Annotated in this window: 24 protein-coding genes and 1 tRNA gene; 10 read left to right on the top strand and 15 right to left on the bottom strand. The window is 64.9% G+C overall.

Annotated features, from left to right (window positions below; translation table 11 throughout):
• The first annotated feature begins 27 nt into the window (after nt 1-27).
• Nucleotides 28-930, top strand: a complete 903-nt coding sequence (locus tag KVP10_RS20615) for a LysR family transcriptional regulator (RefSeq protein ID WP_217966639.1) — start codon at nt 28-30, stop codon at nt 928-930.
• Between the two features lie 181 nt (nt 931-1,111).
• On the opposite strand, the gene KVP10_RS20610 is transcribed toward KVP10_RS20615, so the two are convergent.
• The 3 genes from KVP10_RS20610 to KVP10_RS20600 form a co-directional block, all read right to left on the bottom strand.
• Entirely contained in the window at nt 1,112-1,804 is a 693-nt protein-coding gene (locus KVP10_RS20610; RefSeq protein ID WP_217966638.1) for a cytochrome b/b6 domain-containing protein, read from the bottom strand.
• 51 nt (nt 1,805-1,855) lie between these two features.
• Nucleotides 1,856-2,350, bottom strand: coding sequence for a hypothetical protein (locus KVP10_RS20605; RefSeq protein WP_217966637.1), 495 nt, complete (start codon nt 2,348-2,350; stop codon nt 1,856-1,858).
• Nucleotides 2,351-2,559: 209 nt separating this feature from the next.
• Nucleotides 2,560-2,751 (bottom strand): hypothetical protein, encoded by a 192-nt coding sequence (locus KVP10_RS20600; RefSeq protein ID WP_217966636.1) that lies wholly within the window; start codon nt 2,749-2,751, stop codon nt 2,560-2,562.
• 251 nt (nt 2,752-3,002) lie between these two features.
• On the opposite strand from KVP10_RS20600, the gene KVP10_RS20595 reads away from it, so the two are divergent.
• Complete coding sequence (locus KVP10_RS20595; RefSeq protein ID WP_217966635.1) at nt 3,003-3,275, top strand: hypothetical protein; 273 nt, start codon at nt 3,003-3,005, stop codon at nt 3,273-3,275.
• Between the two features lie 77 nt (nt 3,276-3,352).
• The gene (locus KVP10_RS20590; protein ID WP_217966634.1) at nt 3,353-4,969 is read left to right on the top strand and encodes a phospholipase D family protein; all 1,617 of its coding nucleotides are present in this window, start codon (nt 3,353-3,355) and stop codon (nt 4,967-4,969) included.
• A 274-nt stretch (nt 4,970-5,243) separates the two neighbouring features.
• Here the strand turns inward: KVP10_RS20590 and KVP10_RS20585 are convergent, their stop codons facing one another.
• The 5 genes from KVP10_RS20585 to KVP10_RS20565 all read right to left on the bottom strand — a co-directional run bounded on the left by KVP10_RS20585 (nt 5,244) and on the right by KVP10_RS20565 (nt 10,129).
• The gene (locus KVP10_RS20585; RefSeq protein ID WP_217966633.1) at nt 5,244-6,443 is read right to left on the bottom strand and encodes a CaiB/BaiF CoA transferase family protein; all 1,200 of its coding nucleotides are present in this window, start codon (nt 6,441-6,443) and stop codon (nt 5,244-5,246) included.
• A 16-nt stretch (nt 6,444-6,459) separates the two neighbouring features.
• Nucleotides 6,460-7,383, bottom strand: a complete 924-nt coding sequence (locus KVP10_RS20580; protein ID WP_217966632.1) for a hydroxymethylglutaryl-CoA lyase — start codon at nt 7,381-7,383, stop codon at nt 6,460-6,462.
• Between the two features lie 140 nt (nt 7,384-7,523).
• Entirely contained in the window at nt 7,524-8,453 is a 930-nt protein-coding gene (locus KVP10_RS20575) for a LysR family transcriptional regulator (RefSeq protein WP_217966631.1), read from the bottom strand.
• Between the two features lie 83 nt (nt 8,454-8,536).
• The gene (locus KVP10_RS20570; RefSeq protein ID WP_217966630.1) at nt 8,537-9,517 is read right to left on the bottom strand and encodes a Bug family tripartite tricarboxylate transporter substrate binding protein; all 981 of its coding nucleotides are present in this window, start codon (nt 9,515-9,517) and stop codon (nt 8,537-8,539) included.
• A gap of 330 nt (nt 9,518-9,847) precedes the next feature.
• Nucleotides 9,848-10,129: a hypothetical protein gene (locus KVP10_RS20565; protein ID WP_217966629.1), complete on the bottom strand. Its 282-nt coding sequence runs from the start codon at nt 10,127-10,129 to the stop codon at nt 9,848-9,850.
• A gap of 808 nt (nt 10,130-10,937) precedes the next feature.
• On the opposite strand from KVP10_RS20565, the gene KVP10_RS20560 reads away from it, so the two are divergent.
• The 4 genes from KVP10_RS20560 to KVP10_RS20545 all read left to right on the top strand — a co-directional run bounded on the left by KVP10_RS20560 (nt 10,938) and on the right by KVP10_RS20545 (nt 15,812).
• Nucleotides 10,938-12,296, top strand: coding sequence for a substrate-binding protein (locus KVP10_RS20560; RefSeq protein WP_217966628.1), 1,359 nt, complete (start codon nt 10,938-10,940; stop codon nt 12,294-12,296).
• A gap of 120 nt (nt 12,297-12,416) precedes the next feature.
• Nucleotides 12,417-13,283 (top strand): branched-chain amino acid ABC transporter permease, encoded by an 867-nt coding sequence (locus KVP10_RS20555; RefSeq protein WP_246600892.1) that lies wholly within the window; start codon nt 12,417-12,419, stop codon nt 13,281-13,283.
• Nucleotides 13,280-15,121: a branched-chain amino acid ABC transporter ATP-binding protein/permease gene (locus tag KVP10_RS20550; RefSeq protein WP_217966626.1), complete on the top strand. Its 1,842-nt coding sequence runs from the start codon at nt 13,280-13,282 to the stop codon at nt 15,119-15,121. Before KVP10_RS20555 ends, KVP10_RS20550 begins: the two co-directional genes overlap by 4 nt.
• A complete protein-coding gene (locus tag KVP10_RS20545) occupies nt 15,108-15,812 on the top strand; it encodes an ABC transporter ATP-binding protein (RefSeq protein WP_217966625.1) in 705 nt (234 codons plus the stop codon). Before KVP10_RS20550 ends, KVP10_RS20545 begins: the two co-directional genes overlap by 14 nt.
• A 59-nt stretch (nt 15,813-15,871) precedes the next feature.
• Here KVP10_RS20545 and KVP10_RS20540 read toward each other — a convergent pair whose 3' ends face one another.
• The 7 genes from KVP10_RS20540 to hyfB all read right to left on the bottom strand — a co-directional run bounded on the left by KVP10_RS20540 (nt 15,872) and on the right by hyfB (nt 23,907).
• Nucleotides 15,872-16,054, bottom strand: coding sequence for a hypothetical protein (locus tag KVP10_RS20540; protein ID WP_217966624.1), 183 nt, complete (start codon nt 16,052-16,054; stop codon nt 15,872-15,874).
• Between the two features lie 350 nt (nt 16,055-16,404).
• Nucleotides 16,405-17,019, bottom strand: a complete 615-nt coding sequence (locus tag KVP10_RS20535) for an NADH-quinone oxidoreductase subunit B family protein (RefSeq protein ID WP_246600891.1) — start codon at nt 17,017-17,019, stop codon at nt 16,405-16,407.
• On the bottom strand, nt 17,019-18,566 hold the full coding sequence (locus tag KVP10_RS20530) for a hydrogenase large subunit (protein WP_217966623.1): 1,548 nt from the start codon (nt 18,564-18,566) through the stop codon (nt 17,019-17,021). The genes KVP10_RS20535 and KVP10_RS20530 overlap by 1 nt, the downstream gene beginning before the upstream one ends.
• A 12-nt stretch (nt 18,567-18,578) precedes the next feature.
• Entirely contained in the window at nt 18,579-20,045 is a 1,467-nt protein-coding gene (locus KVP10_RS20525) for a hydrogenase 4 subunit F (protein WP_217966622.1), read from the bottom strand.
• The gene (locus tag KVP10_RS20520) at nt 20,038-20,697 is read right to left on the bottom strand and encodes a formate hydrogenlyase (RefSeq protein WP_217966621.1); all 660 of its coding nucleotides are present in this window, start codon (nt 20,695-20,697) and stop codon (nt 20,038-20,040) included. The genes KVP10_RS20525 and KVP10_RS20520 overlap by 8 nt, the downstream gene beginning before the upstream one ends.
• Nucleotides 20,698-21,648: a respiratory chain complex I subunit 1 family protein gene (locus KVP10_RS20515; RefSeq protein ID WP_217966620.1), complete on the bottom strand. Its 951-nt coding sequence runs from the start codon at nt 21,646-21,648 to the stop codon at nt 20,698-20,700.
• A 267-nt stretch (nt 21,649-21,915) separates the two neighbouring features.
• Complete coding sequence (gene hyfB / locus KVP10_RS20510) at nt 21,916-23,907, bottom strand: hydrogenase 4 subunit B (protein WP_376811004.1); 1,992 nt, start codon at nt 23,905-23,907, stop codon at nt 21,916-21,918.
• A gap of 429 nt (nt 23,908-24,336) precedes the next feature.
• On the opposite strand from hyfB, the gene KVP10_RS20505 reads away from it, so the two are divergent.
• The 3 genes from KVP10_RS20505 to KVP10_RS20495 all read left to right on the top strand — a co-directional run bounded on the left by KVP10_RS20505 (nt 24,337) and on the right by KVP10_RS20495 (nt 25,811).
• Complete coding sequence (locus KVP10_RS20505; RefSeq protein ID WP_217966618.1) at nt 24,337-24,540, top strand: ribbon-helix-helix domain-containing protein; 204 nt, start codon at nt 24,337-24,339, stop codon at nt 24,538-24,540.
• A 103-nt stretch (nt 24,541-24,643) separates the two neighbouring features.
• A complete protein-coding gene (locus tag KVP10_RS20500) occupies nt 24,644-25,642 on the top strand; it encodes a Bug family tripartite tricarboxylate transporter substrate binding protein (protein ID WP_217966617.1) in 999 nt (332 codons plus the stop codon).
• A 92-nt stretch (nt 25,643-25,734) separates the two neighbouring features.
• Nucleotides 25,735-25,811 (top strand) — tRNA-Met (locus KVP10_RS20495).
• Nucleotides 25,812-25,992: the final 181 nt, after the last annotated feature.

Raw genomic sequence — 25,992 nt, 5'->3', positions numbered from 1 at the left:
ACATAATTTGTATGGCGGGGCAACCCTATGGATTTACGCCATCTTCGATACTTCGTCGTGACAGCGGAAGAACTGCATTTCACGAGAGCGGCACAGCGTATCGGCATCGCGCAGCCGCCGCTGACCTATCAAATAAAAATGCTGGAGCGCGAACTGGGCGTGCGCCTGTTCGATCGGCTGCCCGGCAACGTACGCTTGACCGAGGCGGGTAGTGTGCTTCTGGAAGACGCCAGGGAAATTCTGGACCGCGTGGGCAAGGCTGCAACGCGATGTCGGCAAAGCGCGCAAGGGCTGGTGGGGCGCGTCGGGGTAGGGTTCACCGAGTCGGCCTCGTTCTGTACAGAAGTCACCACGGCGTTGCGGCGTTATCGCGACCGCTATCCCCGCGTCGACATTACGCTGGAGGAACATCGGTCCGTGCATCTCGTGCAGTTGCTGCGCCAGGGGCGCATAGACATCGCGTTCGTCAGGCTTCCGATCGGCATGGACGAGGACGTGCACTTCAGCCTCATTTCCACCGAGCCTATGGTCGTGGCATTGCCGCGCAAGCATAGGCTGGCGCGGCGCAAGTCCCTGGGGCTGGAACAGCTCAAGGACGAGCCTTTTGTGCTCTACCCGCGCGCCACGCGCTTCGGTTTGTCGGACATGATAGTTACCGCCTGCGAAACGCTGGGATTCAGCCCCAGAGTCGTTCAGCACGCACCGCAAATTTCGTCCACCATCAATTTGGTCGCCAGTTCGTTGGGCGTAACTATTGTTCCGGCCTGCATGCAGCATGCGCGCATAGACGATGTGCGCTATGTACCGCTGAAAGAGACGGACTTGCGGGCCACCTTGGGCGTCGCTTACCGGTCCGGCCCACTGGCACCCGCAGTGGAGAATCTGCTGGCGCTCGTGCCGACTGAGCCATACAGCGGCACGCCGGCTTAGCAGCCGATAGCCAACGAATCTGGCGGATAGCCGTTTCGGGGGTACTTGGCCCGGTCGCGGGCCGGATGCCTTGGAACGCTAGCGACGGCAGCACTAGCCATGGCCGCAGCTGGGGCTATTTGAATATCCGCTGCCCGTCCATGCCTGTCGTTGCCTCGCGGAACCGCAACGCTGTCGCTATCTAGGAAAAATCCGCAACGGGAGCCAGGCCTTGCAGCCACCAGATGAGCGCGGCGATGGCTGCGCAAAGCAGCAGCGCGCTCAGCCTGTAGCGCCAGGAGTCGTCCGCCGCGGGGTGTTCGGCCAGGGCGTAGGCTGCGATCGGCGCATCGCCGCTGAGCATGGGCCCGACCAGCCTTATGCCGCGCACGCGGCGATACCAGATTATGGCGCCCACATGCACGCATACCAGGGCGACCATGATCCATTGGTTGATGTCGTGCAGGCCGGTCATGGTGTCGGACAGCGAATCGCTCAGGTAGGCCAGGGGCCCGGTCGTCATCACGTCGTCGTTGGCGAACAGGCCGCTGAACGCCTGGAAGCCGAAGGATGCCAGCAGGGCCAGCACCGACAGGGCGCCCAGGGGATTATGGCCCGCGTAATGCAGGCGGCGTCCGCGCAGATAATCCAGTACGTAGCGCGGGCCGCGGACGAATTGCGCGAACCTTGCGTAGCGCGGCCCGCAGAACCCCCAGATGATGCGGAAAACAATGAGCCCCAGTATGGTCAGGCCGAAACGCACGTGCCAGGTCATCCACAGGCCGCCCAGCTTGACGGTTATGAAAGAGCCCAGCACGCAGGCCACCAGGGCCCAATGGAACAGGCGTGTAGGCAGGTCCCATACGCGTATTGTGGCGATGCCGTGTTTTTCCATGGGTATGCGCGGCCGGGGAAGGAGCAGACCCCGGTATTGTAGCGGCCGGCCTCAGCGCACGCGCTGCTTGATGTTGCGGCCGTCGTAGACGTAGACGTCGACCTTGTTGGGCGTGACGTTGCTGGGCGTGGCAAGCTCGAACCTGCGGCCGATCGCCGATACCCTGATCTGGCTGGAACAAGAGCCGAAGGGCTTGGAAACGTTATAGCCCCCCTTGTATAGCGTCACCCAGCGATACTGCACGGGGCAGAGGCTGCTGCCGGTGTTCACGGATATCAGGGCCGAAAGCTTGCCCGGCAGCGCAAAGGCATAGGGGATGTTCAGCAAGCCCACCATGTTCGGCTGCACTTCTTTGCCGTCGAGCAGCAGGTGCGATTCGTAGATGTAATCGGTGGTCTTGACGCGCAGTGTCCCGTAGGACGATGACAGTACCAGCCGCGATGGGGATACCGGCCATTCGGCCGGAGATGCCACCGTGCTCTGGCACCAGGCCAGCAATGCGCCTGTGGCCAGCAATTTGATGCCAAAGAAGAGATGACAGCGCATTTTGCTCAGCTGAAATATTGCGTCGACAAGCAACTGTATTGTTACGCTGCACTTGCATTTCTCGCAAGTACATGTAAAGGGTATTACATTTCATTTTTCTGCTTCGCGCAAGCGCCCCTTGGCGACCATGCGGCGGCAGGATTTCGAACGTGATACGGCCCCTGGGGCGGGCCTGGGACGAGGCGTCCGGGGCGGGGGTACGGACCAGGTCAGGAGCCGCTTGCAAACAGGTAAAGCAGCATGACCAGAAGCAACAGGAAATAGGCGCCGATACCCACCGCCACGCTGCGATAGGCGCGATGCAGGTAGTCGCGCCAGGTGGCGGGCCGGGCCCTGCGGCCGACCCAGTACCAGTAGGCGATCATGGCCAGGAGGCTCAGCAGCAGGAGGCGCATTTTCATGCGGGCATTGTAGCGGCGCCGGCAGGGCCGCGACGGCGCGCGCCATTTTCGGGCAGAACATCCTGTTGCTATTGCAGGAGAGAGGCGTGGCCGGGGCGGGATAAGGTGATACAAGCCGGTAGATGCGGATATAGTAGCTAATGTGTGCAAGCGTGAGCCCGTCGCGGGGCCGAGCCCCGCTGGCGTGCAGCATATTGCGGGCCCGTGTGCGGGCCTGTGCTTGCGCCGGCCAACTAACGGAGGAACGAAACATGAATCGAAAAGCCGAGGATGCAGCGAACAGCACTCCTTTCCCGGCCCATGAAGACGGGCTCGAGGATCGTCTCGACGAAGCGCTGGACGATACGTTTCCCGCCAGCGATCCCGTGCAGATCGTCACCAGGCAAGCCAGGCGCGATGCCAAGGCAGGCTACGCCCCACCGGCCACCGGCGGCGAGCAGGGTAGTCTGGACGAAGGGCTGGAAGAAACCTTTCCGGCCAGCGATCCCGTCGCGGTGGGCACACGCAAGGCGGATCGAGGCTGAGCCGCACGGACGCCGCCTGCTCCAGGGTGGCGGACGCGCAGATTGCATAGGGTGTGGCCGCATGAGCGTGTAAGAGCATGAGCGGGATATCTCCGGCTGCGGATCTTTGCCGTCCGGCAGTGCCGCGCGGGGCAACCGGCTTGGCCTGGGCGGGGCTCCTGCTGCGGACCGTGCGCGGGGCTTGCCTGTTGTGGGTGTTTTTGTTGGCCGGTTGCGCCCAGTTGCCCACTCTGCAGGGCCGCAGCCAGTCGGTGGCGCTGCAGCACACCCAGGACACGGCCCTGGGCCGGGAATTCGTTCCGCTGGCACGGCAGCATCCCGGCAAGTCGGGGGTAATCGCGCTGGCCGACGGGCCGGCCGCATTCGCCACGCGCCTGTGGCTGGCGCAAATGGCGCAACGTTCGCTGGACGTGCAGTATTACATCTGGCACGACGATATTGCCGGCATCATGCTGTTCGACGCCCTGCGCCGCGCTGCGCAGCGCGGGGTGCGGGTACGGCTGCTGCTGGACGACAACGAGGCCGGCAATCTCGACGGCATCCTGGCGGCGTTGGCCGCCCAGCCCAATATCCAGGTACGGCTGTTCAATCCTTTCCTGCATCGCCATTGGCGTTTCCTGGATTACCTGACCGATTTCAGCCGCCTGAACCGGCGCATGCACAACAAGTCGTTCACGGCTGACAACCAGGCCACCATCATAGGCGGGCGCAATATCGGCGACGAATATTTCGGCGCCGGGCAGGATTTCCTGTTCGTCGACCTGGATGTCATGGCCATAGGGCCGGTGGTCAAGGCGGTGTCGCATGATTTCGATCGGTACTGGGCCAGCGCGTCGGCCTATCCGGTCGGCCGCATCTTGCCTCCGGCGGCGCCGGGCGCGGCGGCGGTGCTGGCGGCCCATGCCGCGCAGTTGCGCAAGGAGCCGGTGGGGCGCGCATATCTGAGGACCTTGGCGCATCTGCCCTTGCCCGAAGAGTTGCGCAGCCACCATCCGCCTTTCGAATGGGCGGTAACGCACATGGTCAGCGACGATCCGGCCAAGGGCCTGGGGCAGGCTCCCGCCGACGAAATGATGCCGGCCAAGCTCGACAGCATCCTGGGTACGCCGAAACACGAAATGCAGCTCGTATCGCCGTATTTCGTGCCTACGGCCGGAGGCGCGCGCTATTTCGAGGATCTGGCGCGCAAGGGAGTGAAGGTCACGATCCTGACCAATTCCCTGGAAGCCACCGACGTGGCGGTGGTCCATGCCGGCTATGCCAAGTGGCGCAAGCCGCTATTGCGCGCCGGGGTGAAGATATACGAAATGAAGCGCGAGTTCTCGGGCCCGCAGCCGCGCTACCGGAACTTGACCGGCCGGTCGGCCTCCAGCCTGCATGCCAAGACCATATCCGTCGATCGCTCGCGCATATTCATAGGGTCGTTCAATTTCGATCCGCGTTCGGCCAAGCTGAATACGGAAATGGGTTTCGTAATCGACAGCGCCGACATGGCGCGCGCCATTCCGGAAGCGCTGGGCGGCAGCGTCCTGGTGCGCGCCTACCGGGTGCGGCTCAGCCCCCAGGGCAAGCTGCAATGGGTCGAACACAAAGGCAAGAAGATCATTGTCTACGACACCGAGCCAGGCACGAGCTTCTGGCTGCGGCTGGGCGTGTCCACGCTTTCCGTGTTGCCCATAGACTGGATGCTGTAGCGATCGAGGGGCAGCAGCGCGCGGCCCACGGTCGTCTCGGTGTTGCCCATAGACTGGATGTTGCAGAGTCCGAAGGGCCTGCTGTCTGAGGGGCCGAACCGCGCTTGCCCGTGACCGGGCCTTTTCCGTGTTGCCGGCGCAGGCCGACTCCGGCGCGGTCCGCGCCCTCACTGGCGTCGGGTTGAAGCAAGTCTGAAGCAAATATTTACCGCCTTCCCGCCGCTCCGCCACATGCAGTGCTTCGAAGACTGTAACTATCTGGACCGAAAATGCGCTAGCCGGCCGCCGGCTCCAGTTCGTGTATCTGCGCTTCGGTGTAGCCCAGCTCGCGCAGGACTTCGGCCGTATGCTCGCCGATGTGCGGGATAGGCATGCGCGGCTGCAGGCGCGTCCCGTCCAGCGAAATCGGCAGCAGGGGAATGGGGGTGTCGGTGCCGTCTTCGAGTTCCTGCCGGCCCAGCCCGCCGCTGGCGATCAGGTGCGGGTCGTCGAACAGTTGCTCGGGCCGGGTGATGGGCGCGAAGGGGATGCTTTTTTCCTCGAAGACCCGGGCCAGCGCGGCCGCGTCGAAACCCTGCAAAGTGTTGCGCAATTCCGGTATGAGCCAGTCGCGCGCCAGCACCCGGTCGTTATTGCTGGCCAGCCGCGGGTCGGCGAGCAGATCGGCGCGGCCGATGATGTCGCACAGGGTGCGCCATTGCGCATCGCCCGTAGCGGCAATGAACATTTGCTCGCCGCCGGCCAGCTCGAAGATGTCGTAGATGCCCCAGGCGCTGATGCGCTCGGGCATGGGCCGCGCCGCCTGCCCGGTGACGACGTACTGCTGCATATGCTGGGCCGACAGCAGCACGCAGTTCTCGAACAGCGCGCTTTGCACTTCGCGCCCTTTGTGGCTGCGGGTGCGCTGGAATAGCGCGGCGATTACGCCCAGGGCGCCGAACATGCCGCCCATGATGTCGTTGACCGAACTGCCTGCGCGCAGCGGCCGGCCCACCGGGCCCGTCATGTAGGCCAGGCCGGCCATCATCTGCACCACCTCGTCCAGCGCCAGGCGCTTTTCGTACGGGCCTTGCAGGAAGCCTTTGTGTGACACATAGATAAGGCCCGGGTTGCGCTGCTTGAGCGTCGCGTAATCCAGCCCCAGCGAGGCCATGCGCCCCGGCTTGAAGTTCTCGACGAAGACGTCGGCGGTCTCGATGAGCTTGTTCAGCGCCTCGATGCCCGCGGGCTTTTCGAGGTCGAGGGCGACGCTTTTCTTGTTGCGATTGAAGGTGCGGAAAAAACCCGAGCCCGCGCCCAGCAGCGTGCGTGTGCGATCGCCGCCCGGGGGCTCGACCTTGATGACCTCGGCGCCCAGGTCGCCCAATATCATGCCGCAGGTCGGGCCCATGACCATGTGGGTCATTTCCACTACGCGTATGCCTTGCAGGGGAAGGTCGTCGGGGGTGTCGTCTTGCGGGGAAGCGTATTCCATGATGTATGCGGCAGCCTCAGGGCTGGTAGGGATAGGTTGCGGGTATGCCGGCGCGCGCGATGCTGCCGTACAGGGGTTCTTGCGGCAGGGCGCGGGCCGGGATGTCGCGCACGGCCACGAGCCGGGCCAGGTCGATACCGGTATCGTAGCCCATGTTCTCGAGCATGAAGACCAGGTCTTCGGCCGCGACGTTGCCGGTGGCGCCCGGAGCGTGCGGGCAGCCTCCCAGGCCGGCCAGGGTGGCGTCGAATTCGCGGATGCCGTGCTCCAGCGCCACGACCGTGTTGGCCAGGCCCATGCCGCGAGTGTCGTGAAAATGCATGGCCGTGAGCCGCTCGCCGGCGATTTCGCGCACGGCTTCGATGACCCGGCCCACTTGCAGCGGTGTGGCGTGCCCCGTGGTGTCGGCCAGGGCGATGGTGTCAGCCCCGGCGTCCAGGCAAGCGGCCACGATGCGGCATACGTCGGCCTGCGGCACCGCGCCTTGCAGTGTGCAACCGAATACGGTCGACAGTCCCGCGATCAGTTGCGTCGGGCTGCCCGCAAGGTGCGCGCGCATCCTGCCGAATTCGGCAACCATTTCTTCGGGCGCGCGGCGCACGTTGGCCTGGCTGTGCGCGCGGCTGACGGAGATCGGGGCCACGATGCGGTCGGCGCCCGCTTGCAGGGCATCGGCAGCTCCGCGCAGATTGGGCGCGAGCGCGGTTACGACGAGCCCGGGCAGGGTTTTCGCGTGGGCCACGACGGGGACGGCGTCGGCCATCTGGGGCAGCAGGCGGGCGGGCACGAACGAGGCTACCTCCATGTGGCGCACGCCGGCTGCATAGGCCGCGTCGATCCAGCGCAGCTTGTCTGCCGTGGGCAGCGTCTGTGCAATGCTTTGCAGGCCGTCGCGCAATCCTACTTCCTGGACGACGACGCAAGGTCTGTTCTGGGCCATGGTGGCGCTCCTCGGTGTATCGGGTATGGCATACAGTCTAGCGGCGCGCGAGGCCGGGCATAAGCGTTTGCCGGCGATGGAGTCCATCGCGATCGGCGATGGCGCCGGGCCGTCTTGGCACGTGAGCCAGTCTGCCGAGGCTATTTCTTTGTGTGGGCGGGCCGGGCGGCCGGCGTGGCAGGCATGCGTTCGATCAGGTGGTCGAGCAGGCGTTGCGCCGGGATCGACAGGCTGTCGGATTGGCGGCAGCAGATGATGAAGCGGCGCGTCGCCCAGGCATCTTCCAGCGGTATGGCTTTCAGCCCGTAGCTTGTGGTGTAGCGGCATGCCACCTCGATAGGCAGTACGGCTACGGCCAGGCCCGCCTGCACGAAGCGGCAGGCCGCGTCGAAGGTTGTGATGTGGGTGCGGTAGCGCAATTCCACGCCTTTTTCCGCCGCGATCCGCGTCATCAGCACATTGATCGAGGCATTGGGCGACAGGCCTATCTGGTCATAGTGCAAGGTTTCGTCGAAGCGCAGGCAGGCGCGTCCGGCCAGCGGATGGGTATCGTGCACCACGACTGCGAAGTGATCCGTACGATAGGGAATCACCTGCAGGCCTTCCGTGGGTACGAAATCCCGGCAGATGCCCAGATCCGCGGCGCCGTCCGCCACTCCCTGGGCGATTTCGGGGCTCACGCGTTCTTCGAGGTCGACCCGGATGCGTTCGTATTTCTTGAAGAAAGCGGTCAGCTCTTCGGGCACGAATTCGCTGATGGCCGATACATTGGCCAGCAGCCGGACATGGCCCTGGATGCCGCTGGCATATTCGCTCAATTCGCATTGCAGCTTGTTGATCTGGCTGATCAGGCTGCGGGCGCTGCGCAGCAGCACCTGTCCCGCGGCGGTGGGCGTCACGCCGCGCTGGCTGCGCGACAGCAGCGGGGTGCCTATGTCTTTCTCGATGTCGGCAATGCGCTTGCTGATGGCCGCGGCCGACATGGCCTCGCGCTGCGCGGCCTGGGCGATGCTGCCCTGTTCGCATACGGCGACGAACAGGCGCAGCGACATGGGGTCGACTTTCCACACCGTGGCTTTCCTCTGCGGCCATCCATGGGCCGGATCTAGCGGGACAAGCCGCCAGTATAGGCGCCTGGCGTGGGGGTGTCGGCTCAGTCCAGTGTCTTGACGTGGGCGGCTTTCAGCAAGGCGGCGCTGGATTCGATGTCCCGCTTGAACGTCGCCAGGGCCTGGCCTGGCGTGCCGCCCGTGGCGACGAAGCCCTGGACGTCGAATTGTTTCTGCACATCCTTGCGGCTCAAGGCCTGGTGCAGGTGTTGCTGCAGCTTGTGGGTCAGGGCGGGTGCGAGTCCGGGCGGCCCGATCAGCGCGATCCATGGATCGTAGTCGTAGCCTTTCAGGCCCGACTCGTTCAAAGTAGGAACCCCGGGCAGGAGCTCCGAGCGATGCAGCGTGGTCACGGCCAGCGCCCGCAGCGTCCCGGCCTTGACCTGGGCGATGACTGAAGGTGTGCCCAGGAAGGCGAAATCGATCTGGCCCGAGATCAGGTCGGTGATCAGGGGATTGCCGCCCTTGTACGGGATATGCACCATGTCCAGATCGGCCTTCGAGGCGAACAGCAGGGCGGCCAGGTGCAGGGCGGTGCCGGTGCCCGCCGAGCCGTAGTTGATCTTGCCGGGATGCGCCCGGACGGCGGCGATCAGATCGTCTACGGTCTTGTACGGGGACTTGCCGGGCACGACCAGTACCAGCGGCGTAGAGCCGATGATGCTGATGGGTGTGATGCCCTTGATCGAATCATAGGGCAGGTGCTTGTGCAGGCTGGGATTGACCGCATGGTTGGATGACACCATGCCCAGGGTGTAGCCGTCGGGGCTGGCGGTCGCCACCTCGCGCGTGCCGGTAATGCCCGAGGCCCCCGCTTTGTTCTCGATGACGATGGGCTGCCCGAGTCCGGCGCTCAGGGTGGGCGCGTAGGTGCGCGCCACCAGGTCGAGCGTGGAACCGGGCGAACTGGGCACGATCAGGCGTATGGGGTGGTCGGGATATGCGGCGCGCGCCTGGCCGATGCCGCCTGCGCAGGCGATGGCAAGGGCCGCGCCGAGCAGGCGGCGGCGTATGGACTGGCTCATGGGTTTGTCTCCGTTGTGTGCTGCCGTTCTTCGGACTCGGGGGCGCAGCAATTGAACCTCGTCCCGCCGGGAAAGCCGCAGCGGCAAGCGTGGCGAGGCACATGGAAAAGTCTAGCGGGATCGTCGGCGCCTCATAAGGGCATTTCCGCGATGGAGTCCATCGCCGTTCGCGATGGCGGGAGCGGCGCCGGCTTATTTGCCGCGGCGGGCGGACGGTGCGGTAGGAGGGGAGAGGGAATGCGCAGGGCGAGGCGCAGAAAGGCGCTGCGGCCGCAGCGCCGGTGGGGTGACGGGCGCCTGGGTTTCAGGCGCCCGAGGGCGACGCTTCAATCAATATATGGGCGTGCGGTTCAGCGACTGCAAGAGCTCGCCCAGGGCCTGGGCGCCGCGGCTGTCCGGGTCCAGTTCCTTGACGCGCTCGTCGAGCCGGCTTTCCAGTGCTGCGGTGACGGGCGGGCGTTGCGATTCCGGCAGATCCGAGAGCTGTTCGGTAAGCTTCGCGGCAAATTCGTCCGCGAGCCCGGTCAGGTCGGCGAAGGCAACCTGGCCGCCTTCGTATTGAGCCGCGATTTTCAGCGCCTGGGCCGAAAAGGTATCGACGATGTCGTTCATGGCAGTTCTCCTTATGTATCGTGCCGGTCTTGGGACGGCTTGGCGGGTGGTCGGACGAGATCCCGCTGCGTCGTCGCACGGGGTCGTCCATTGAGGCCCGTTTCGGGCCTGTCGAGAGATGCCGCTGGCGGCGGCATGATGCGAATTGCTGCCCGCTTCGAAAGTATGCGGGCGGATGTGTCCAGCCAGTTTATATTGGGATGGCGGCTTGCCTAAATGGCGATCCGTTCTATGCTTATTCGGCTTGCGGGGGGGGCTTGATGCGCATCCCGGGACCACGCCGCGGCGGGGCTGTTTCAAGGTGCCGCCGCATGCGCGAAGTAAGGTTAGGGTAGCAGACAATTTCACGCCTTGATGTGACAAATTGAACTTTGATCTGCCCTCGATTTCCTACCTGAAATATGCGGCTGCGGCGGCCGCTGCGGGGCGTGGATCTGGACGCATGTGCCGCGGCGCAGCAGGCCCGCAATATGCGGCCCGAAGCGTTATCAATCCCGTATTTCAGGGAAATCCCCTACGGGGTGCGGGCAAGCGCCCGCCCGTCAAGCGCCTTGCGGGGTGGCGGCCCGCCGGGGCTTCCGGCGCGCCGAGATTGCGACCATATGTAAGATTCACGTAAGACGCTCTGTGTACATATACGCCGGACGGAAATGCGCTTGATGGACGGTCCTGATCGGGCCGATCGGGCGAGCCGTCCTGGCGGGCGTAAGCGTAGCGCGGCAGGGCGGCACCGTCCCTGTGCCGGCCTTCGCGCCCGCATTCTGCCAAGAGCAATTGAATCGTGTATTCACACCCAAAGGAGAAAAGGATGGCTGACAGTAACGAGGGGACCAAGCAAGCGGCCGGCGTAGACCGCCGTACAGTACTCAAGGTAGGGTTGGGCGCCGCCGCGGGCGGCGCGCTGCTGCCGGGGCTGTCGGGCGTGGCCATGGCGGCCGATAAATATCCGGCCGTGGGTAATTATCCCGCGGGCGTCAGCGGCGACTCTGTGTTCATCGGTCTCACCGTCGACCTGACCGGCCCGTATTCGGCCGAAGGCGCGGACGAACGCAAGGGCTATGAACTGGCCGTCGAGCAACTCAATGCCGGCGCTGCCGAAATCAAGAAGATCTCCCCTCTGACCAAGAAGGGCATTCTGGGCAAGACCGTGAAAGTCGGCGTCATCGACGCCGAGACCAAGCCCAACTCGGCGGTGCAGGCGGCCACCCGCTTCATCCACGAAAACAAGGCCATGATGATCTCGGGCAGCGTCAGCAGCGCCGTGGCCATCGCCCTGCAAAAGGTCTGCAACCGCGAAAAAACCCTGTACCTGGCGGCCATCAGCGGCTCGAACGAAACCACCGGCGTCGATTGCCAGCGCTACGGCTTCCGCCTGTGCTATTTCGCCTACATGGCGGCCAAGGCGATCTCGCCGGTGCTGGCCAAGTCGCTGGGCAAGAACCGCAAGGCGGTCTACCTGGTGCCCGACTATACCTACGGCCACACCACCTACGACTCGATGAAGGAATTCACCGAGAAGGAAGGCTGGACGACCGTCGGCCAGCAGGTCCATCCGCTGGGCGCCAAGGACTACAGCTCGTACCTGATCAACATCGCCAACAGCGGCGCCGACACCCTGGTGGTGATCGACTACGGCGCGGACGCCGCCAACTCGGTCAAGCAGGCCAAGCAGTTCGGCATTCTCGACAAGATGAAGCTGGTGGTGCCCTATATGTCCCCGTTCCTGGGCGAAGAAGTGGGCGCCGAGGTGATGCAGGGCGTGTACGGCTCGATGGGCTTCTGGTGGACGCTGGAAGACCGCTACCCGATCGCCAAGGACTTCGTCGCTGCCTTCGAGAAGAAATTCAACGAGAAGCCGCACGACTCCGCCTATATCGCGTACCTCAACACTGCGCTGTGGGCCGACGCCATCGAACGCGCCGGAACCTTCTACACGCCCGAGGTCATCAAGGCCTACGAGAAGGGTGAAAAACGCCAGGGGCCGGTGGGCGATGTGTGGTTCCGCGGCGCAGACCACCAGGGCGTGGTGAATTTCCCCATTGTGCGCGGCAAGAAGCCGGCCGACATGAAGAACAAGGCCGATCTGTTCGATATCGTCGACGTCATCAATGGCGCCGACTATCTGCCCCCGGTCGGCTTGCTGGGTTGCAAGATGGGTCCGGCCTGACGCCCCGGGCCCGCGGGGCCCGTTCGTGCGCCCAGGGGCAACCCTGCGTGCACGGCCGGGCCCCGGCCTGAGAAATCTCGCAAGATACAAGAAGGAAGAAGGGGGAACTGCATGCCAAGCATGTCGTTGTTTTTATCGCAGCTATTCAATGGGCTCGCCGCGGGCCTGTTGCTGGCGCTTATCAGTACTGGCTTGACCATCATCTACGGCACGCTTGGCGTAGTCAATTTTGCTCACGGGGCATTTTTCGTGGTGGGGGCGTATGCCGGCTATGTCGTGTACGGCGCCAGCAATTCGTTCGTGCTGGCCATCGTGGTGGGCGCCCTCGTCGCGCTGGTCATCGGACTGGTCGTCGAGCGCGGCCTGGTGCGTTTGTATTATTCCCGCCCGCCCGAAGACCAGATCCTCGTCACGTTCGGCATAGGCATCATCCTGGTCGAGATCGTGCGCGGCATCTTCGGCGGCGTCAGCCTGTCGGTGCCGACGCCCGCCTGGGGCCAGGGCATCGTGCACATAGGTTCGCTGATCTATCCGCTGTACCGCCTGCAGGCGCTGCTGATTTCGGCGGGCACCCTGGTGGTGCTGTATCTCGTGCTGTACCGCACTAGCCTGGGGCTGATCGTGCGCGCGGGGATCGAAGATTCCCTCATGGTCAACATACTGGGCATCAACGTCAAGCGCATCTTCCTCCTGGTATTCGGCATCGGCGCGATGGCCGCCGGATACGCGGGCGTGATCGATGCGCCCATTGTCACCCTGGCGCCCGACATGGGCTTCCGGGTGCTGGTAGATTCATTCGTCGTGGTGGTCCTCGGCGGGGTCGGGTCCTTTCCCGGCGCCATCATCGGCGGCATCATCGCGGGCGAAATCCTCAGCCTTACCTCCATGTTCGATCCCGCATATTCAGATGTGATGCTGTTCGTTGCAATGGCCCTGGTGCTGATCTTCCGGCCCCAAGGCATCATGGGACAGGAGGGCCGCGAATGAGCGCGCACAATCGTCCCGGCGGGGTGCTGCGCAGGCAAGTGCCCGAAATGGTGGTGGGCCTGTGCCTGATCGTGGCCCCCTTCGTGGCCCCGGCCCTGCACATAGATGCCGATCTTCTGACACGGGTGCTGATCTGGGGCCTGTTCGGCCTGGGCTTCGACCTGCTGTTCGGCTATACCGGCCTGCTGTCCTTCGGCCAGGCGGCCTTCTACGGCACGGGCGGTTTCGTCACCGCCTACATGCTTACCAGCACCACTTCGCATATTCTGCTGGCGCTGCTGGTGGGCACCCTGGTCGCCACCGTGGCCGGCCTGGTCATCGGCTACCTGACCCTGCGCCGCACCGGCATCTACTTCGCCATGAGCACCCTGGCCTTCGGCGAGATGTTCTATTTCCTCGAGAACTCTTCCTTCAAGGCCTACACGGGCGGCGAGAACGGCATCGCAGGCGTGCCGCCTCCGGTCATCAACCTGGGCTTCATCACGCTGCATATATCCAGCGGCTGGCCCATGTACTGCTTCGTGGCGGTGTTCTTCTACGTGGGCTACCTCGTGGCGCGGCGTATCGTGCGCTCGCCTTTCGGCGCGGTGCTCAAAGCCATCCGGGGCAATCCCCGGCGCACGGTGGCGCTGGGCCATTCGGCCCACCACTACAAGCTGTGCGTCTTCGTCATTGCCGCGGCATACGGCGGCCTGGCCGGCGGCCTGCTGGGCATTTTCCAGGCCTATATGCCGCCCGACGCCTTCGCGCTGGATACTTCGGCGCAGCTGGTGATCCAAACGGTGATAGGCGGGGCCGGCACGCTGCTGGGGCCCTTGCTGGGCGCGGGCATCTGGCTGGGCCTGTACCAGGGCCTGCAGAATATCGCCGGCATAGGCGCCTACTGGAAGCTGATCCTGGGCGTGATATTCGTGCTGCTCATCACCTTGTTCCGGCACGGCGTGGCCGGCGCGATCATCGCCGGCTGGGTGCAGTGGTTCAAGAAGTCGCGCAGCCACGATGAACAGCCCGAGCTGCACGGCGACGCCCGCGCCAACCTGAAGCTGGTGCCGGCCAAGCCGGTGGGCGAGGGCAAGGCAGTGCTCGAGGCGCGCGGCATCACCAAGCAGTACGGCGGCCTGACCGCCGTCAGCGATGTCGACTTCTCGCTGTCCGAAGGCGAAATGCGCGGCGTGATCGGCCCCAACGGCGCCGGCAAGTCGACGTTCTTCGGCATGCTGGCCGGCGAACTGCCCACCACGCGCGGCCAGGTATTCCTGCGCGGCGACGAGATCACCGGCATCGGCGTGACGGCCGTGTGCCAGATGGGCATGAGCAAGAGCTATCAGATCAACCAGTTGTTCGAACACCTGACGGTGCGGCAGAACACCATCATCCCGGTACTGGCGCGCAGCCGCGGCAATTTCAAGTCCGACATGCTGCGCGGCCTGCATCGCGTGCCCGAACTCGACGAGCAGGTCGACGCCGCCATCGATCTGGTGGGGCTCACGCACCGCGCCGACGCGCTGGTGTCCGAACTGCCCTACGGCGAGAAGCGCCGGCTGGAAATCGGGCTGGCCCTGGCCACCGGCGCCAATGTGCTGCTGTTCGACGAACCGCTGGCTGGCCTCGGGCCCGAAGAGCGCGTGCACGTGGTGGCGCTGCTCAAGTCGATACGCAAGGGCCGCAGCATGGTCATTGTCGAGCACGACATGGACGCAATGTTCGAGCTGGCCGAACGCATAACCGTACTATATGAAGGCCGCAAGCTGGCGGAAGGCACTCCGGACGAAATCCGCGCCGATCCCGCAGTTCAGGCAGCATACCTCGGAGGAATGGACGAGCATGAGTCTGCTTGAGGTCGAGAAAATCAACAGTTACTACGGGGATTCCCACATCCTCTTCGATGTGTCCATGCGCGTCGAGGAAAAAGAGGTGGTCGCCCTGTTGGGCCGCAATGGCGCGGGCAAGAGCACGACCCTGAAATCCTTGATGGGGGTCGTCAAGCCCAAGACCGGCATCATTCGCCACAAAGGGGTCGAGGTACAGAATCTTGCGCCGCACGAACTGGCGCGCCGAGGCATACAGCTGGTTCCCGAGGAACGGCGCGTCTTCGGTTCGATTTCGGTGCACGAGAACCTGCTGCTGGCGGCAATGTCGGCCGAGAACCCTATGCCGATCGACGCCGTATACGAGGCTTTCCCGCGGCTGGGCGAACGCCGGCGCCATCGGGGCAAGCAGCTTTCGGGGGGCGAGCAGCAGATGGTGGCCATCGCCCGGGCGATGATCCGCAATGCCGGCATCATCCTGCTGGACGAGCCCTTCGAAGGCCTGGCGCCGCTGATCGTGCGCGACTTGATGCAGGTCTGCCGCAAGCTGGCCGACGATGGCCACACCATCGTCATCGTCGAGCAGAACGTGCGCGCCGCCTTGTCCTTCGCCCATCGCTGCTACATCATCAATAACGGCCATATGGTGTACGAGGGGACTCCCGATCAACTGCAGCAGGAAAGCAGCGTGATCGAGAAATACCTGGGCGTGAAGGTCTGAGCGTCCGGGCCTGGCTGTGTCCCGCGAGCGATACGCTTGCGGGGCATGGCCGGGTTCTCTCAGTTCGTGGTCTTCTCGTAGCCGACGCCGGTATCTATGGTTCCGTAGAATTGCACGCCCGACCGCGAGGCCGAGTCGGGGCCGCCGGCCGACGGGCCGGAGCAGGCCGCCAGCGACAAGGCCATGGCCGCAAGCGCGAGCCCGCACAGTGCCGCCGCTGCGCGGCGCAGCCATGTTTTCATGGGAAATATTGGCTTATCTTCTTTCAATTGGCTTGGAAAATTTTATCTTTCGACGTTTTTCCTGCTCGCGTGGCGATGTGCCGCCGGGCCGGCCCTGTGCAAGCCCAGTGTAATTTTCACAAGCGCACAGGACATTGATACTAGTGTTTGTCCGGAGTTGCGAGCCGGGCTTGTTGGCGTTATCTTAACCTCACTGCCCCACAGTGGCAGCTCAGCCGCTCCCGAGGAGCGGCTCCTCTGGCACCGCGTCCTGCGGTGTTACTGCCACACCGGCAGTAGGGCCCCGCCAAAAGGCGGGGCCTTCGCGTTTATGGGCCGGCAAGCTGTGGCCCTCATTCCGAAATGCCTGCTTACAGGCGTCCGCCCTGCAGCGCCGTCAATATGCCTTGCAGCAGCTCGGCCGGGCGCGGCGGGCAGCCGGGTATGGTCACGTCCACCGGCAGCAGTTTCGACAAGGGGCCGCATACTGCGTAGCTGTCCTTGAACATGCTTCCTGTGCAGGCGCAGGCGCCCGCGGCGACCACCAGCTTGGGGTGCGGGGCCGCCTCGTAGGCGCGCAGCACGGCGTCTCGCATATTGACTGTCAGCGGCCCGGTGATCAGCAGCATGTCGGCGTGGCGCGGGCTGGCGACCAGCTTTATGCCCAGGCCCTCGATGTTGTAGTAGGGGTTGCTGAGCGCGTTGATCTCCAGTTCGCAGCCGTTGCACGAGCCCGAGTCGATCACGCGTATGCACAGGGCGCGGCCCAGGGTGTCGAGTATTTCCTGGCGGATGCCGTGGCCCGTGTCGCGCCGGATGCCTTCGGACTTGGTTTCGGCCTTGGGTGCCTGCGCCGGAGCCGCTGCGCCCGGGCCGATTTGCTTCGCCGGCCCCTGCGCCACGCCAGGTATATCGGCTTGGGTGGGCCGGTGCGGCACCTCCCTGGGCGTGTCCGTGGTCACGAGTTGTTTCAGCATCTGCCACATCAGAGATCATGCCCCGCGTAATTCAGGTTGAACGATTTATTGATCAGCGGAAAGTCGGCAATGATGTTGCCGATGGCCGCATGTTCCACCGCGGGCCAGTTCTGCCAGGACGGATCATGGCAGTGGCAGCGCTCGATGCGCCCGTCGGCGCCTAGCTGCAGCGCCACCAGCACGTCGCCGCGCCAGCCCTCTATCCAGCCGAGCCCTCGGGCGGGAGCCCCGGCGGCCGGCAGCGGGGCGGCGAGCGCGCCGTCGGGCAAGGCATCCAGCATGGATACGATCAGGTCCAGGCTGGCATAGATTTCGCCAAAGCGCACGGCGACGCGCGCGGCCACGTCGCCGCGCGTATCGGTTACGGCCGGCACGGCCAGGTCGCGGTAGGGCGGGCAGGGGTGGTCGATGCGGATGTCGACGGGCCGGCCGCAGGCCCGGGCAGCCAGGCCGCAGACGCTGAAGTACGCCGCGACCTCGGGCGTCAGTATGCCCGTGCCGCCGTAGCGATCCTGCAGGCCGGGATGTTCGTCATACAGCTTGTGCAGCTCGCGCACCTGCTTGACGATCCGCCTGCATTGTTCGCGTAGCGCGCCGGCATGCTCGCCGTTGATATCGGCAGCCACGCCGCCGGCCACTACCAGGTCCATCAGGTAGCGGTGGCCGAATATCCGGTCGTGCAGGCGCAGCCAGTCTTCCTTCAGGCGCGAGAAGCGTGCCAGCCCGTAGCCCAGGCCTGCGTCGTTGCCCAGGGCGCCCAGGTCTCCGAGATGGTTGGCCACGCGCTCGCGCTCCAGCAGCAGCGCGCGCAGCCATAGCGCCCGGGGCGGCACTGTCACGCCGAGCGCCTGCTCGGCGGCCATGCAATAGGCCCAGGTGTAGGCCACGGTGCTGTCGCCGGCGCTGCGGCCGGCCAGGCGCTGGCCTTGCTGCAGCGGCATGCCGGCGTAGAGCTTTTCGATGCCGCGGTGCGCATAGCCCAGCCGCTTTTCCAGGCGCAAGACCTTCTCGCCGACGACCGAAAAACGGAAATGGCCGGGCTCGATGATGCCCGCGTGTATCGGCCCCACGGCGACCTCGTGCACGCCTTCACCAGCCACGCGCACGAAGGGGTAATCGCCCGTGCCGCGGCCGAAGCGCTCGGTGCCGCTCGCGGCCCGGCCCAGCGGATGGTAGTGCGCGGGCCAGCCGCCGTGATTCAACCACGGCCGCGTGTCGGCCGCGCCGGCGGCCGGCAGGCCCAGCAGGTCGGCGACGGCGCGCTGCATGCGCGCCGCGCAGGGAAATACGGCCGACAAATCGGGATAGCCGGTCTCGCGGGCCGTAGGCAACTGCAGCCAGAGCAACCCGTCTTCCATGGCGTAGGCGGCATGTATCGTGCATGCGCCCTCGGCCGATTCGGCGCCCCATAGCGACAGCAGGCGGTCGTCCGCGGCGCGGGCTACGCGTGCTATTTCCAGCCAGCGCTCGTCGTCGACCTGCGCCACGACCGCGGCGTTGCCGCTGCCGGCCGCCAGGGGAGTGTTGCCGGATAGGTCGAGGGCTGCGATGCGCATGCTGCCGGACTCCTAATTGCCGCCCGCGACCATGGCCGCGGCCTGCGTATACCATGCCGCCAATTGGGGCGGGATATAAAGCCCCAACACCAGGCCCAGGCCCAGGTGGATGAACACCGGCAGCAGCGCCGGCCTGTGCTCCAGGGGCTTGAGTGTCGTGTCGCCGAAGACCATGGCCTGCACGGGCAGGAAAATCGCGGCGAAGGCCACCGCCAGTGCGCACAGCAGCAATGGCGTGACCCATGGCAGGGTGTTCATGGTCGTGGTCAGGATCAGGAATTCGCTGGCGAACACGCCGAAGGGCGGCAGGCCCAGGATAGCCAGCGTGCCCAGTACCATGCCCCAGCCGACCGTGGGGCTTATGCGCAGCAGGCCGCGTATGTGGGCGATGGCCTGGCTGCCCGCTTTCTGGGCGGCGTGGCCGACGGTGAAGAAGATGGCCGACTTGACCAGGGAGTGCACGGTCATGTGCAGCAGTCCGGCAAAGGTCGCGGCAGGGCCGCCCAGCCCGAAGGCGAAGGTGATGAGGCCCATGTGTTCGATCGACGAGTACGAGAAGAGGCGCTTGACGTCCTTCTGGCGGAACAGCGACAAGGTGGCGACCAGCACCGACAGCAGCCCGAAGCCTATCAGCAAGCGGCCCGGCAGGCCGTTGCCCAGGGCGCCGTCGGCCAGGACCTTGCAGCGCAGCACCGCATACAGGGCGACATTGAGCAGCAGGCCGGACAGCACGGCCGAGATGGGCGTGGGGCCCTCGGCGTGGGCGTCGGGCAGCCAGTTGTGCAGGGGCACCAGGCCCACCTTGGTGCCGTAGCCCACCAGCAGGAACACGAAGGCCAGCGACATGATCGTCGGATCCAGATGGATCTTGACGGCGTCCAGGCTGGTCCACAGCAGCGCGTCCGCGCCCGAGAGCTGCTTGCCCGCCGCCAGGTACAGCAGGATGGTGCCGAACAACGCCTGCGCGATGCCGACCCCGCACAGTATGAAGTACTTCCAGGCGGCTTCCAGGCTGGCGGGGCTGCGATACACGCTTACCAGCAGCACGGTGGCCAGGGTGGCCGCTTCCATCGCCACCCAGAGTATGCCCAGGTTGTTGGTGAGCAGGGCCAGCAGCATGGCGAAGAGGAACAACTGGTACATGCTGTGGTACAGGCGCATGCGCGGCAGGGTCATGCGGCCGCGATCGTGTTCGATGCGCATGTAGGGCCGCGAGAAGAGCGCGGTGGTCCAGCCCACGAAGGCGGTCAGGCAGACCAGGAACACATTGAGCGGATCGATGAAGAACAGCCCGTCCAGCGCGAGCGCGGGGCCGTGCCGCGCGGTCTGCGCCGCCAGCAGCAGCGCCGCGCACAGGGTCAGGAAGCTGCATGCGATATTGAATTCCGGCGCGCGGCGGCGATGGCCCGCCAGCGCGAGGCATGCGCCCGCAGCCAGCGGGACGCCCAGGACCAGGAGCAGGGCGCTTGCTTCAATCATCTTTGAGCTTCTCGAGATGGCGGATATCCAGGCTGTCGAATTGTTCGCGGATCTGGAACATGAACACGCCCAATATCAGGATGCCGACCAGCACATCCAGGCCTATGCCGAGCTCGACGGCCATGGGCATGCCGTTGGTGGCGGCCGAGGCGGCGAACAGCAGCCCATTTTCCATGGACAGGAAGCCGATCACCTGCGGCACTGCGCGGGAGCGCGTGATCATCATCATGAACGACAGCAGCACGCAGGCGAGCGCGATGCCCAGCGCGGCGCGCGCCACGGACGTAGACAGCTCGCTGACCGGCGCGGCGACGTTGAACGCCACGATCACCAGCACGATGCCCAGCAGCAGCGTGGCCGGAATGTTCAGCAGCGGCTCGACGTCGCCGCGCAAATCGAGCCGGCGCACCAGCTTATAGAGGATCCAGGGAATCAAGCCGACCTTGAGCGCCAGGGTCAGCAGCGCCGACAGGTACAGCTGCGGATCGCCCGAGGCATGGCCCAGCACCAGGCTGGCACCGGCCAAGGCCAGGCCTTGCAGGGTATAGAGATGGATCAAGGACAAAGTGCGGCGCTGTCCCAGCATTGCGAACGACAGCATCAGCAGGATGGCGGCCAGCAGGTTGATGATCTGGGTCGTATAGCCGTGCATTCAGGCCCCCAGCAGGAAGTGGGTGAGCATGCCGATCACCGCCAGCAGGAACGCCGTGGTGAGAAACTCGGGGACGCGGAACAGCCGCAACTTCGCGTTCAGCGTTTCGATCAGGGCCAGCGCGGCTCCGCCCGCCAGCAGCTTCAGGCACAGCAGCGGCAGCGCCATCAGCATGGCGGACGGGTCGCGGGCCTGGGCGATGCCCCAGGGCACGAACAGCGCCAGGCCTATGCAGGAATACGCATAGAGCTTCAGGCTGGCGGCCCATTCCAGCAGAGCCAGGTGCCTGCCCGAATATTCGAGCAGCAGCGCTTCGTGGATCATGGTCAGTTCGAGATGCGTGGACGGGTTGTCGACCGGCATGCGCGCGTTCTCGGCCAGCGACACCATGGTGAAGGCGATGCCGGCGAAGGCCAGGCTGGGGTAGATGGCCAGTTCGCTATGGCTCAACGCTGCGACGATGTGCGCCAGTTGCGTCGATTGCGTGATCAGCGATGCCGAGAACAGCACCATCAGCAGCGCCGGCTCGGCCAGGAAGCCGACCAGCATCTCGCGCCTGGCGCCCAGCATGCCGAAGGCCGTGCCTACGTCCATGGCCGCCAGAGAAATGGCCACGCGAGCCACGGCGAACAGGCCCACCAGCGCAATGGTGTCGGCGGCGGGCGACAGCGGTAGGTCGGTCGACAGCATGGGTATGATCGCGCACGCCAGCAGCATGCACGACCACACGACATAAGGGACGGCGCGGAAGATCGGACTGGCGTGTTCGGCCAGCACCGATTCCTTGCGGAACAGCTTGCGCAGCATGCGGTAGGGCTGCCAGATGCTGGGCGCGCCTCGATTCTGCAGGCGCGCGCGGCAGATGTTGACCCAGCCGGTCAATAGCGGCGCCGCGGCCAGCGCCAGCAGGATCTCCAGGGCCTGCGAGACCCAGGCGTAGACGGAGGCCATTAGGGCCTGTTCACACTAAAAGGGGTGCCACACTGGCGGGCAGAAGCCCGCCAGGCTAGGCGCGGGCGAGGCCGCGTGGCCGCCCCACGCAACGAGTCCGCAACGACGCATGGCGTGCTTCTGCCCGCCAGCCCGCAGGGTGGCCACAAAACAACCCGCCCCTCGGCGTTGCTCATGCTCGCCGTGGAACCACCACGGCTGCGCTTCGCGCCTTGATGGACAGCTTGTTTTGTGACCATGTGGTACCCCTTTTAGTGTGAACAGGCCCTAGTGCCGCACCCACAGCAACAGCGCGACCAGGACCGCGAAACTATAGGCAAGATACACGGCGATGCGGCCGGCCTGCAGCTTGCCTACCCAGGCCGCCGCGCGCGCCGTCAGCCGCACGATCGGGTCATAGAACAGCGGCCAGCTGCGGTCGGTCACTTCGACACGGTATTCGGGCTGCGTGTCGAACGGGGAGGGCAGGTGGCGACGGATGCCGAACAGCGGCTCGAATACCCGGCGTATCGGTTGGCCGAAACCTTCGGCCGTGTCTTGCATGCGTGCGTTGAAATCCGGATAGCCGCAGGCCCAGGGCGCTGCACGGCGTTGCGCCGCATGGCCCTTGCGGTGCATGACCGCCCAGGTGAGCGCGGCGCAGGCCAGCAAGAACAGCAAGAATACCGTCGGCATATAGCTGGCCCGCCCGGGATTCAGCGGCGCCAGCATCAGCCAGCCGCGTTCGGCCGCTGTCTGGCCCATGCCTGCACCTACCAGCAAATGCGTCACGCGGTCCAGCAGGCCGATGAAAGTCGCGGGCAGCAGGCCGAGCAGTGCGCACAAGGCCGCGAACCAGGCGAAGCCGGCGCGTTCCCAGCGGCCCGCGTCGCGGGCCTGTGCAAGCCGGGCCTCGCGCGGCTGGCCCAGGAACACGATGCCGAAGAACTTGACCATGGCATAGCCCGCCAGGGCCGCCACCAGCGCGATCACCGCGGCCACCAGCGGCACCGCCATGTTCAGGAAAGTATTCGGCAGGCCGGTGGTGAACAGGAAGCTTTGCAGCAGCAGCCATTCGGATACGAAGCCGCTGAGCGGCGGCAGTCCGGCGCTGGCCAGCGCCCCGACCAGCGCGGCCCAGGCGACCCATGGCATGTAGCGGATCAAGCCGCCCAGGCGCCCCAGGTTGCGCTCGCCCGTGGCGTGCAGCACCGAGCCGGTGGCAATGAACAGCAGGCTCTTGAAGGCCGCGTGGCTGGCCACTTGGTAAAGCAGCACTGTCATGGCCAGGGCCGACAAGGTGTTCATGCCGTAGGCGCGAAACAGCAGCGCCAGCCCGAGGCTGACGAACATCAGCCCGATATTGTCGACCGACGAATAGGCCAGCAGCCGCTTCATGTCCGTCTGGATGGTGCTGAACACGACCCCCAGCAGGGCGGTGGCCAGCCCCAGCACCAGCGCGACCACGCCCCACCACCACAGTTGCACGTGCAGCAGGTCGAACGCCACGCGCAGCATGCCGTACAGCGCGGTCTTCAGGACGAAGCCGCTGAGCACCGCCGATACCGGCGAGGGGGCGGCGGGATGCGCTTCGGGCAGCCAGACGTGCAGGGGAAACAGGCCCGCCTTGGTGCCGAAGCCGAACAGAGCCAGCAGGAACGCGGCCGAGGCCCACGAGGCTTGCAAGTGCTGCGCGCGCAAGGCGTCGAAGGTGTAATCGCCCGAATGCGCCTGCAGCAGGCCGAAGCACAATAGCAGCGCCAGCGCGCCGACATGCGAGATCAGGAAATACAGGAAGGCGGCACGGCGAGTCTCGGCGCTGCGATGATTGGCCATTACCAGGAAGACCGCCGATATCGTCATGGTTTCCCAGCAGACCATGAAGCTGTATGCATCGTCGGCCAGCAGCACCAGGGCCATGCTGGCCAGGCAGACATGGTATTCGAAGCACAGCAGCCCCGCGGGCGTGCCCTCGCCTTTGCGGAAATAGCCCGCCGAGAAAATGCTGACGCCGGTGCCGACCATGCCTAGCACCGCGAGAAAGTAGGCCGACAGGCTGTCGAGGCGCAGGTGGAATGGCAGCCCCGGCAGGCCCAGCGGCAGCACCATGCGCTGCGTGGGGCCGAATATTCCGGCCAGGCCCAGCACGCACAGCGCCAGCCCGCAGGCCGCACCCAGTGGAAACAGCACGTGCGCCACCAGGCGCGTGCGGCGCAGCGCCGCCAGTCCCAGCAACGCGACGACGAGCCAGCCCGCGACCGCGAGCAGCACGGCTTGCATGACCGGAAAGTGCGTCATCGCGGCGGCTTCCTCATCGCGGTGTTTCCCCTTGCCCACGCTTAGGGCACGAGTGGATCCGCTCCAATCGCCCGCCGATGAGTCCCTTGGACATGCGCGGCTTCATAGGTGCATGAGATTGGTAGAGTATGGGTGGAATATGATAAGAACATTATCATATCATTATATTTTTTGTGCATGCCGGCAGGCGTCCCGTACACGGACCTGGAGTGGATTATTGACGGGGCTGCAACTCTCGGGCGCGAGTGCTGCCGTGCCGGCGTGGGAGTCGGTTGGGGGGAATATTGGAGAGCGGGGAGTGCGTAGCGGGTATCAGGCCGCGCGGGCCTGCGGCGCGAGTCTGCCGGCACGAAGACTTGCGCCGGGCGATTCGATCATTATAATTCTATTAACATATAGCCCGATAAAGCCATGGAAACAAAGAGCGCCCGATTGACGGTTCTGGTAGATCCCGTAAAAAAAGAAGTATTCGAAAAACTGTGCCAGGCGCAAGACCTGACGCCGTCGCAAGTAGTGCGGCAGTTGATACGCGAATACCTGGCGCAGCACGGCGTCACTTATAAAACGCAAAGCAGCATCGGCGCGCGCAAGCGCAGCAAGGATCCCGCGAAATAGGGGCTCCTGCATGCGTGCCCGGGCGGCGGCCGCTGCTTCGGATTGGGTGATAATGCCTCGATGTCGACAACGTATATAGCTGATACAGCTCAGAGGTGACCCTATGGCTCGTTCCGCCGTCCCGTTTCCGTCCCGCCGCCGCGCGCTGGCTGCCGCGCTGGGCCTCGCCGCTGTGGCGGCTGCCCCGGCCTGGGCACAGCGCGGCAACCCCGTCATGCGCCTCATCGTGCCTTTCGCTCCGGGGGGCGGCAATGACGTCCTGGGCCGGCAAATGGCGCACAGCCTGGGCGAGATGTTCAAGATGGACGTGATTGTCGAAAACAAGCCGGGGGCTGGCGGCAACCTGGGCACCGAGCAAGTGGTGCATGCATCGGCCCGAAGCAATATGTTCCTGCTGGGGCACACCGGCACCGTGTCGATCAACCCCGTGCTGTACAAGAACCTGAAGTTCGATGCCTCTACCGATTTGCAGCCTGTGGCCATGTTTGCGTCTTCATCCTTGCTTCTGGTCGTGCCGGAAAAATCCCCCATCCGCAGCGTCCAGCAACTGTCCGATACCCTGCGCCGCAAAGGGGGCGATATGAATTTTGCTTCCAGCGGCACCGGTACGGGCGGCCACCTGACCGGAGAGATGCTGCTCCAGGTCCTGGGCGCCAAGGCGCTACATGTCCCGTATAAAGGAACCGCGCCCGCCTTGACGGATGTCGCCGGCGGGCAGGTGGATTTCTGCTTCAGCGTCATCCCCGCGGCCATGGCCATGGTCAAGGGCGGAAAGCTGCGTGCGCTGGCCGTGACCAGTCCGAAGCGCATGAACTTGCTGCCGGACGTTCCGACCATGGGTGAATCGGGAGTGCCCGAGCTCAAGGGTTTCGAGAGCACGCTGACTTACGGCATCCTCGCCCCGAAATCCGTAGGGGCCGATGTGGTTGCCGACCTCGAGCGGAAAATCCTGGATGTGGCCGCCACGCCCGAATTCCAGTCCAGGCTGGTGGTCGAGGGCGCCGAGGCCCTGATGGGAGGCTCGGCCAGCTATGGCCGGAGAATACAAGAGGAAAGCGTCAAGTGGGGCCGGGTGATCAAGACCGCCGGCGTGAGTGTGTAAGCTGCTTGAGAATCAAGCATTGATCGCCCGAGAGCGCGGTCCCATGCAGGCGCGGCACAGCGCGGCCAAATTATGCTATAGTGTCGCGCTTTGGCGCATTAGCTCAGCCGGTTAGAGCGACGGAATCATAATCCGCAGGTCCCCTGTTCGAATCAGGGATGCGCCACCAAGAATTCCTAAGAGATATCGGCTCTACCCCATAATCGGGGGATACGGGCATTCATGGCTCTACCCCATAATCGGGGGATACGGGCATTCATCACACTCGGTTAATCACCCCGTTCCAACCGCACTGGGCCAAGACCCGCATGCGGTAATTCTCAAAATTCCTGAAGCCATACGCCCGGCGC

Source organism: Candidimonas humi, assembly GCF_019166065.1.
GTDB classification, from domain to species: Bacteria; Pseudomonadota; Gammaproteobacteria; order Burkholderiales; family Burkholderiaceae_B; genus Candidimonas; species Candidimonas humi.
The sequence above is the reverse complement of the archived record's forward strand: the minus strand, read 5'-3'. Positions and strand labels throughout refer to the sequence as shown.

Bases quoted from the DNA above. Each gene is read 5' to 3' on its own strand.
- KVP10_RS20545 (WP_217966625.1), top strand. From the start codon at position 15,108: ATGAGTCTGCTTGAGGTCGAGAAAATCAACAGTTACTACGGGGATTCC.
- KVP10_RS20580 (WP_217966632.1), bottom strand. From the start codon at position 7,383: ATGGCCCAGAACAGACCTTGCGTCGTCGTCCAGGAAGTAGGATTGCGC.
- KVP10_RS20570 (WP_217966630.1), bottom strand. From the start codon at position 9,517: ATGAGCCAGTCCATACGCCGCCGCCTGCTCGGCGCGGCCCTTGCCATC.
- KVP10_RS20525 (WP_217966622.1), bottom strand. From the start codon at position 20,045: ATGATTGAAGCAAGCGCCCTGCTCCTGGTCCTGGGCGTCCCGCTGGCT.
- KVP10_RS20560 (WP_217966628.1), top strand. From the start codon at position 10,938: ATGGCTGACAGTAACGAGGGGACCAAGCAAGCGGCCGGCGTAGACCGC.
- KVP10_RS20520 (WP_217966621.1), bottom strand. From the start codon at position 20,697: ATGCACGGCTATACGACCCAGATCATCAACCTGCTGGCCGCCATCCTG.
- KVP10_RS20595 (WP_217966635.1), top strand. From the start codon at position 3,003: ATGAATCGAAAAGCCGAGGATGCAGCGAACAGCACTCCTTTCCCGGCC.
- KVP10_RS20600 (WP_217966636.1), bottom strand. From the start codon at position 2,751: ATGAAAATGCGCCTCCTGCTGCTGAGCCTCCTGGCCATGATCGCCTAC.
- KVP10_RS20610 (WP_217966638.1), bottom strand. From the start codon at position 1,804: ATGGAAAAACACGGCATCGCCACAATACGCGTATGGGACCTGCCTACA.
- KVP10_RS20535 (WP_246600891.1), bottom strand. From the start codon at position 17,019: ATGTGGCAGATGCTGAAACAACTCGTGACCACGGACACGCCCAGGGAG.
- KVP10_RS20590 (WP_217966634.1), top strand. From the start codon at position 3,353: ATGAGCGGGATATCTCCGGCTGCGGATCTTTGCCGTCCGGCAGTGCCG.
- hyfB (WP_376811004.1), bottom strand. From the start codon at position 23,907: ATGCAAGCCGTGCTGCTCGCGGTCGCGGGCTGGCTCGTCGTCGCGTTG.
- KVP10_RS20530 (WP_217966623.1), bottom strand. From the start codon at position 18,566: ATGCGCATCGCAGCCCTCGACCTATCCGGCAACACTCCCCTGGCGGCC.
- KVP10_RS20615 (WP_217966639.1), top strand. From the start codon at position 28: ATGGATTTACGCCATCTTCGATACTTCGTCGTGACAGCGGAAGAACTG.
- KVP10_RS20605 (WP_217966637.1), bottom strand. From the start codon at position 2,350: ATGCGCTGTCATCTCTTCTTTGGCATCAAATTGCTGGCCACAGGCGCA.
- KVP10_RS20505 (WP_217966618.1), top strand. From the start codon at position 24,337: ATGGAAACAAAGAGCGCCCGATTGACGGTTCTGGTAGATCCCGTAAAA.
- KVP10_RS20585 (WP_217966633.1), bottom strand. From the start codon at position 6,443: ATGGAATACGCTTCCCCGCAAGACGACACCCCCGACGACCTTCCCCTG.
- KVP10_RS20555 (WP_246600892.1), top strand. From the start codon at position 12,417: ATGTCGTTGTTTTTATCGCAGCTATTCAATGGGCTCGCCGCGGGCCTG.
- KVP10_RS20565 (WP_217966629.1), bottom strand. From the start codon at position 10,129: ATGAACGACATCGTCGATACCTTTTCGGCCCAGGCGCTGAAAATCGCG.
- KVP10_RS20550 (WP_217966626.1), top strand. From the start codon at position 13,280: ATGAGCGCGCACAATCGTCCCGGCGGGGTGCTGCGCAGGCAAGTGCCC.
- KVP10_RS20515 (WP_217966620.1), bottom strand. From the start codon at position 21,648: ATGGCCTCCGTCTACGCCTGGGTCTCGCAGGCCCTGGAGATCCTGCTG.
- KVP10_RS20500 (WP_217966617.1), top strand. From the start codon at position 24,644: ATGGCTCGTTCCGCCGTCCCGTTTCCGTCCCGCCGCCGCGCGCTGGCT.
- KVP10_RS20540 (WP_217966624.1), bottom strand. From the start codon at position 16,054: ATGAAAACATGGCTGCGCCGCGCAGCGGCGGCACTGTGCGGGCTCGCG.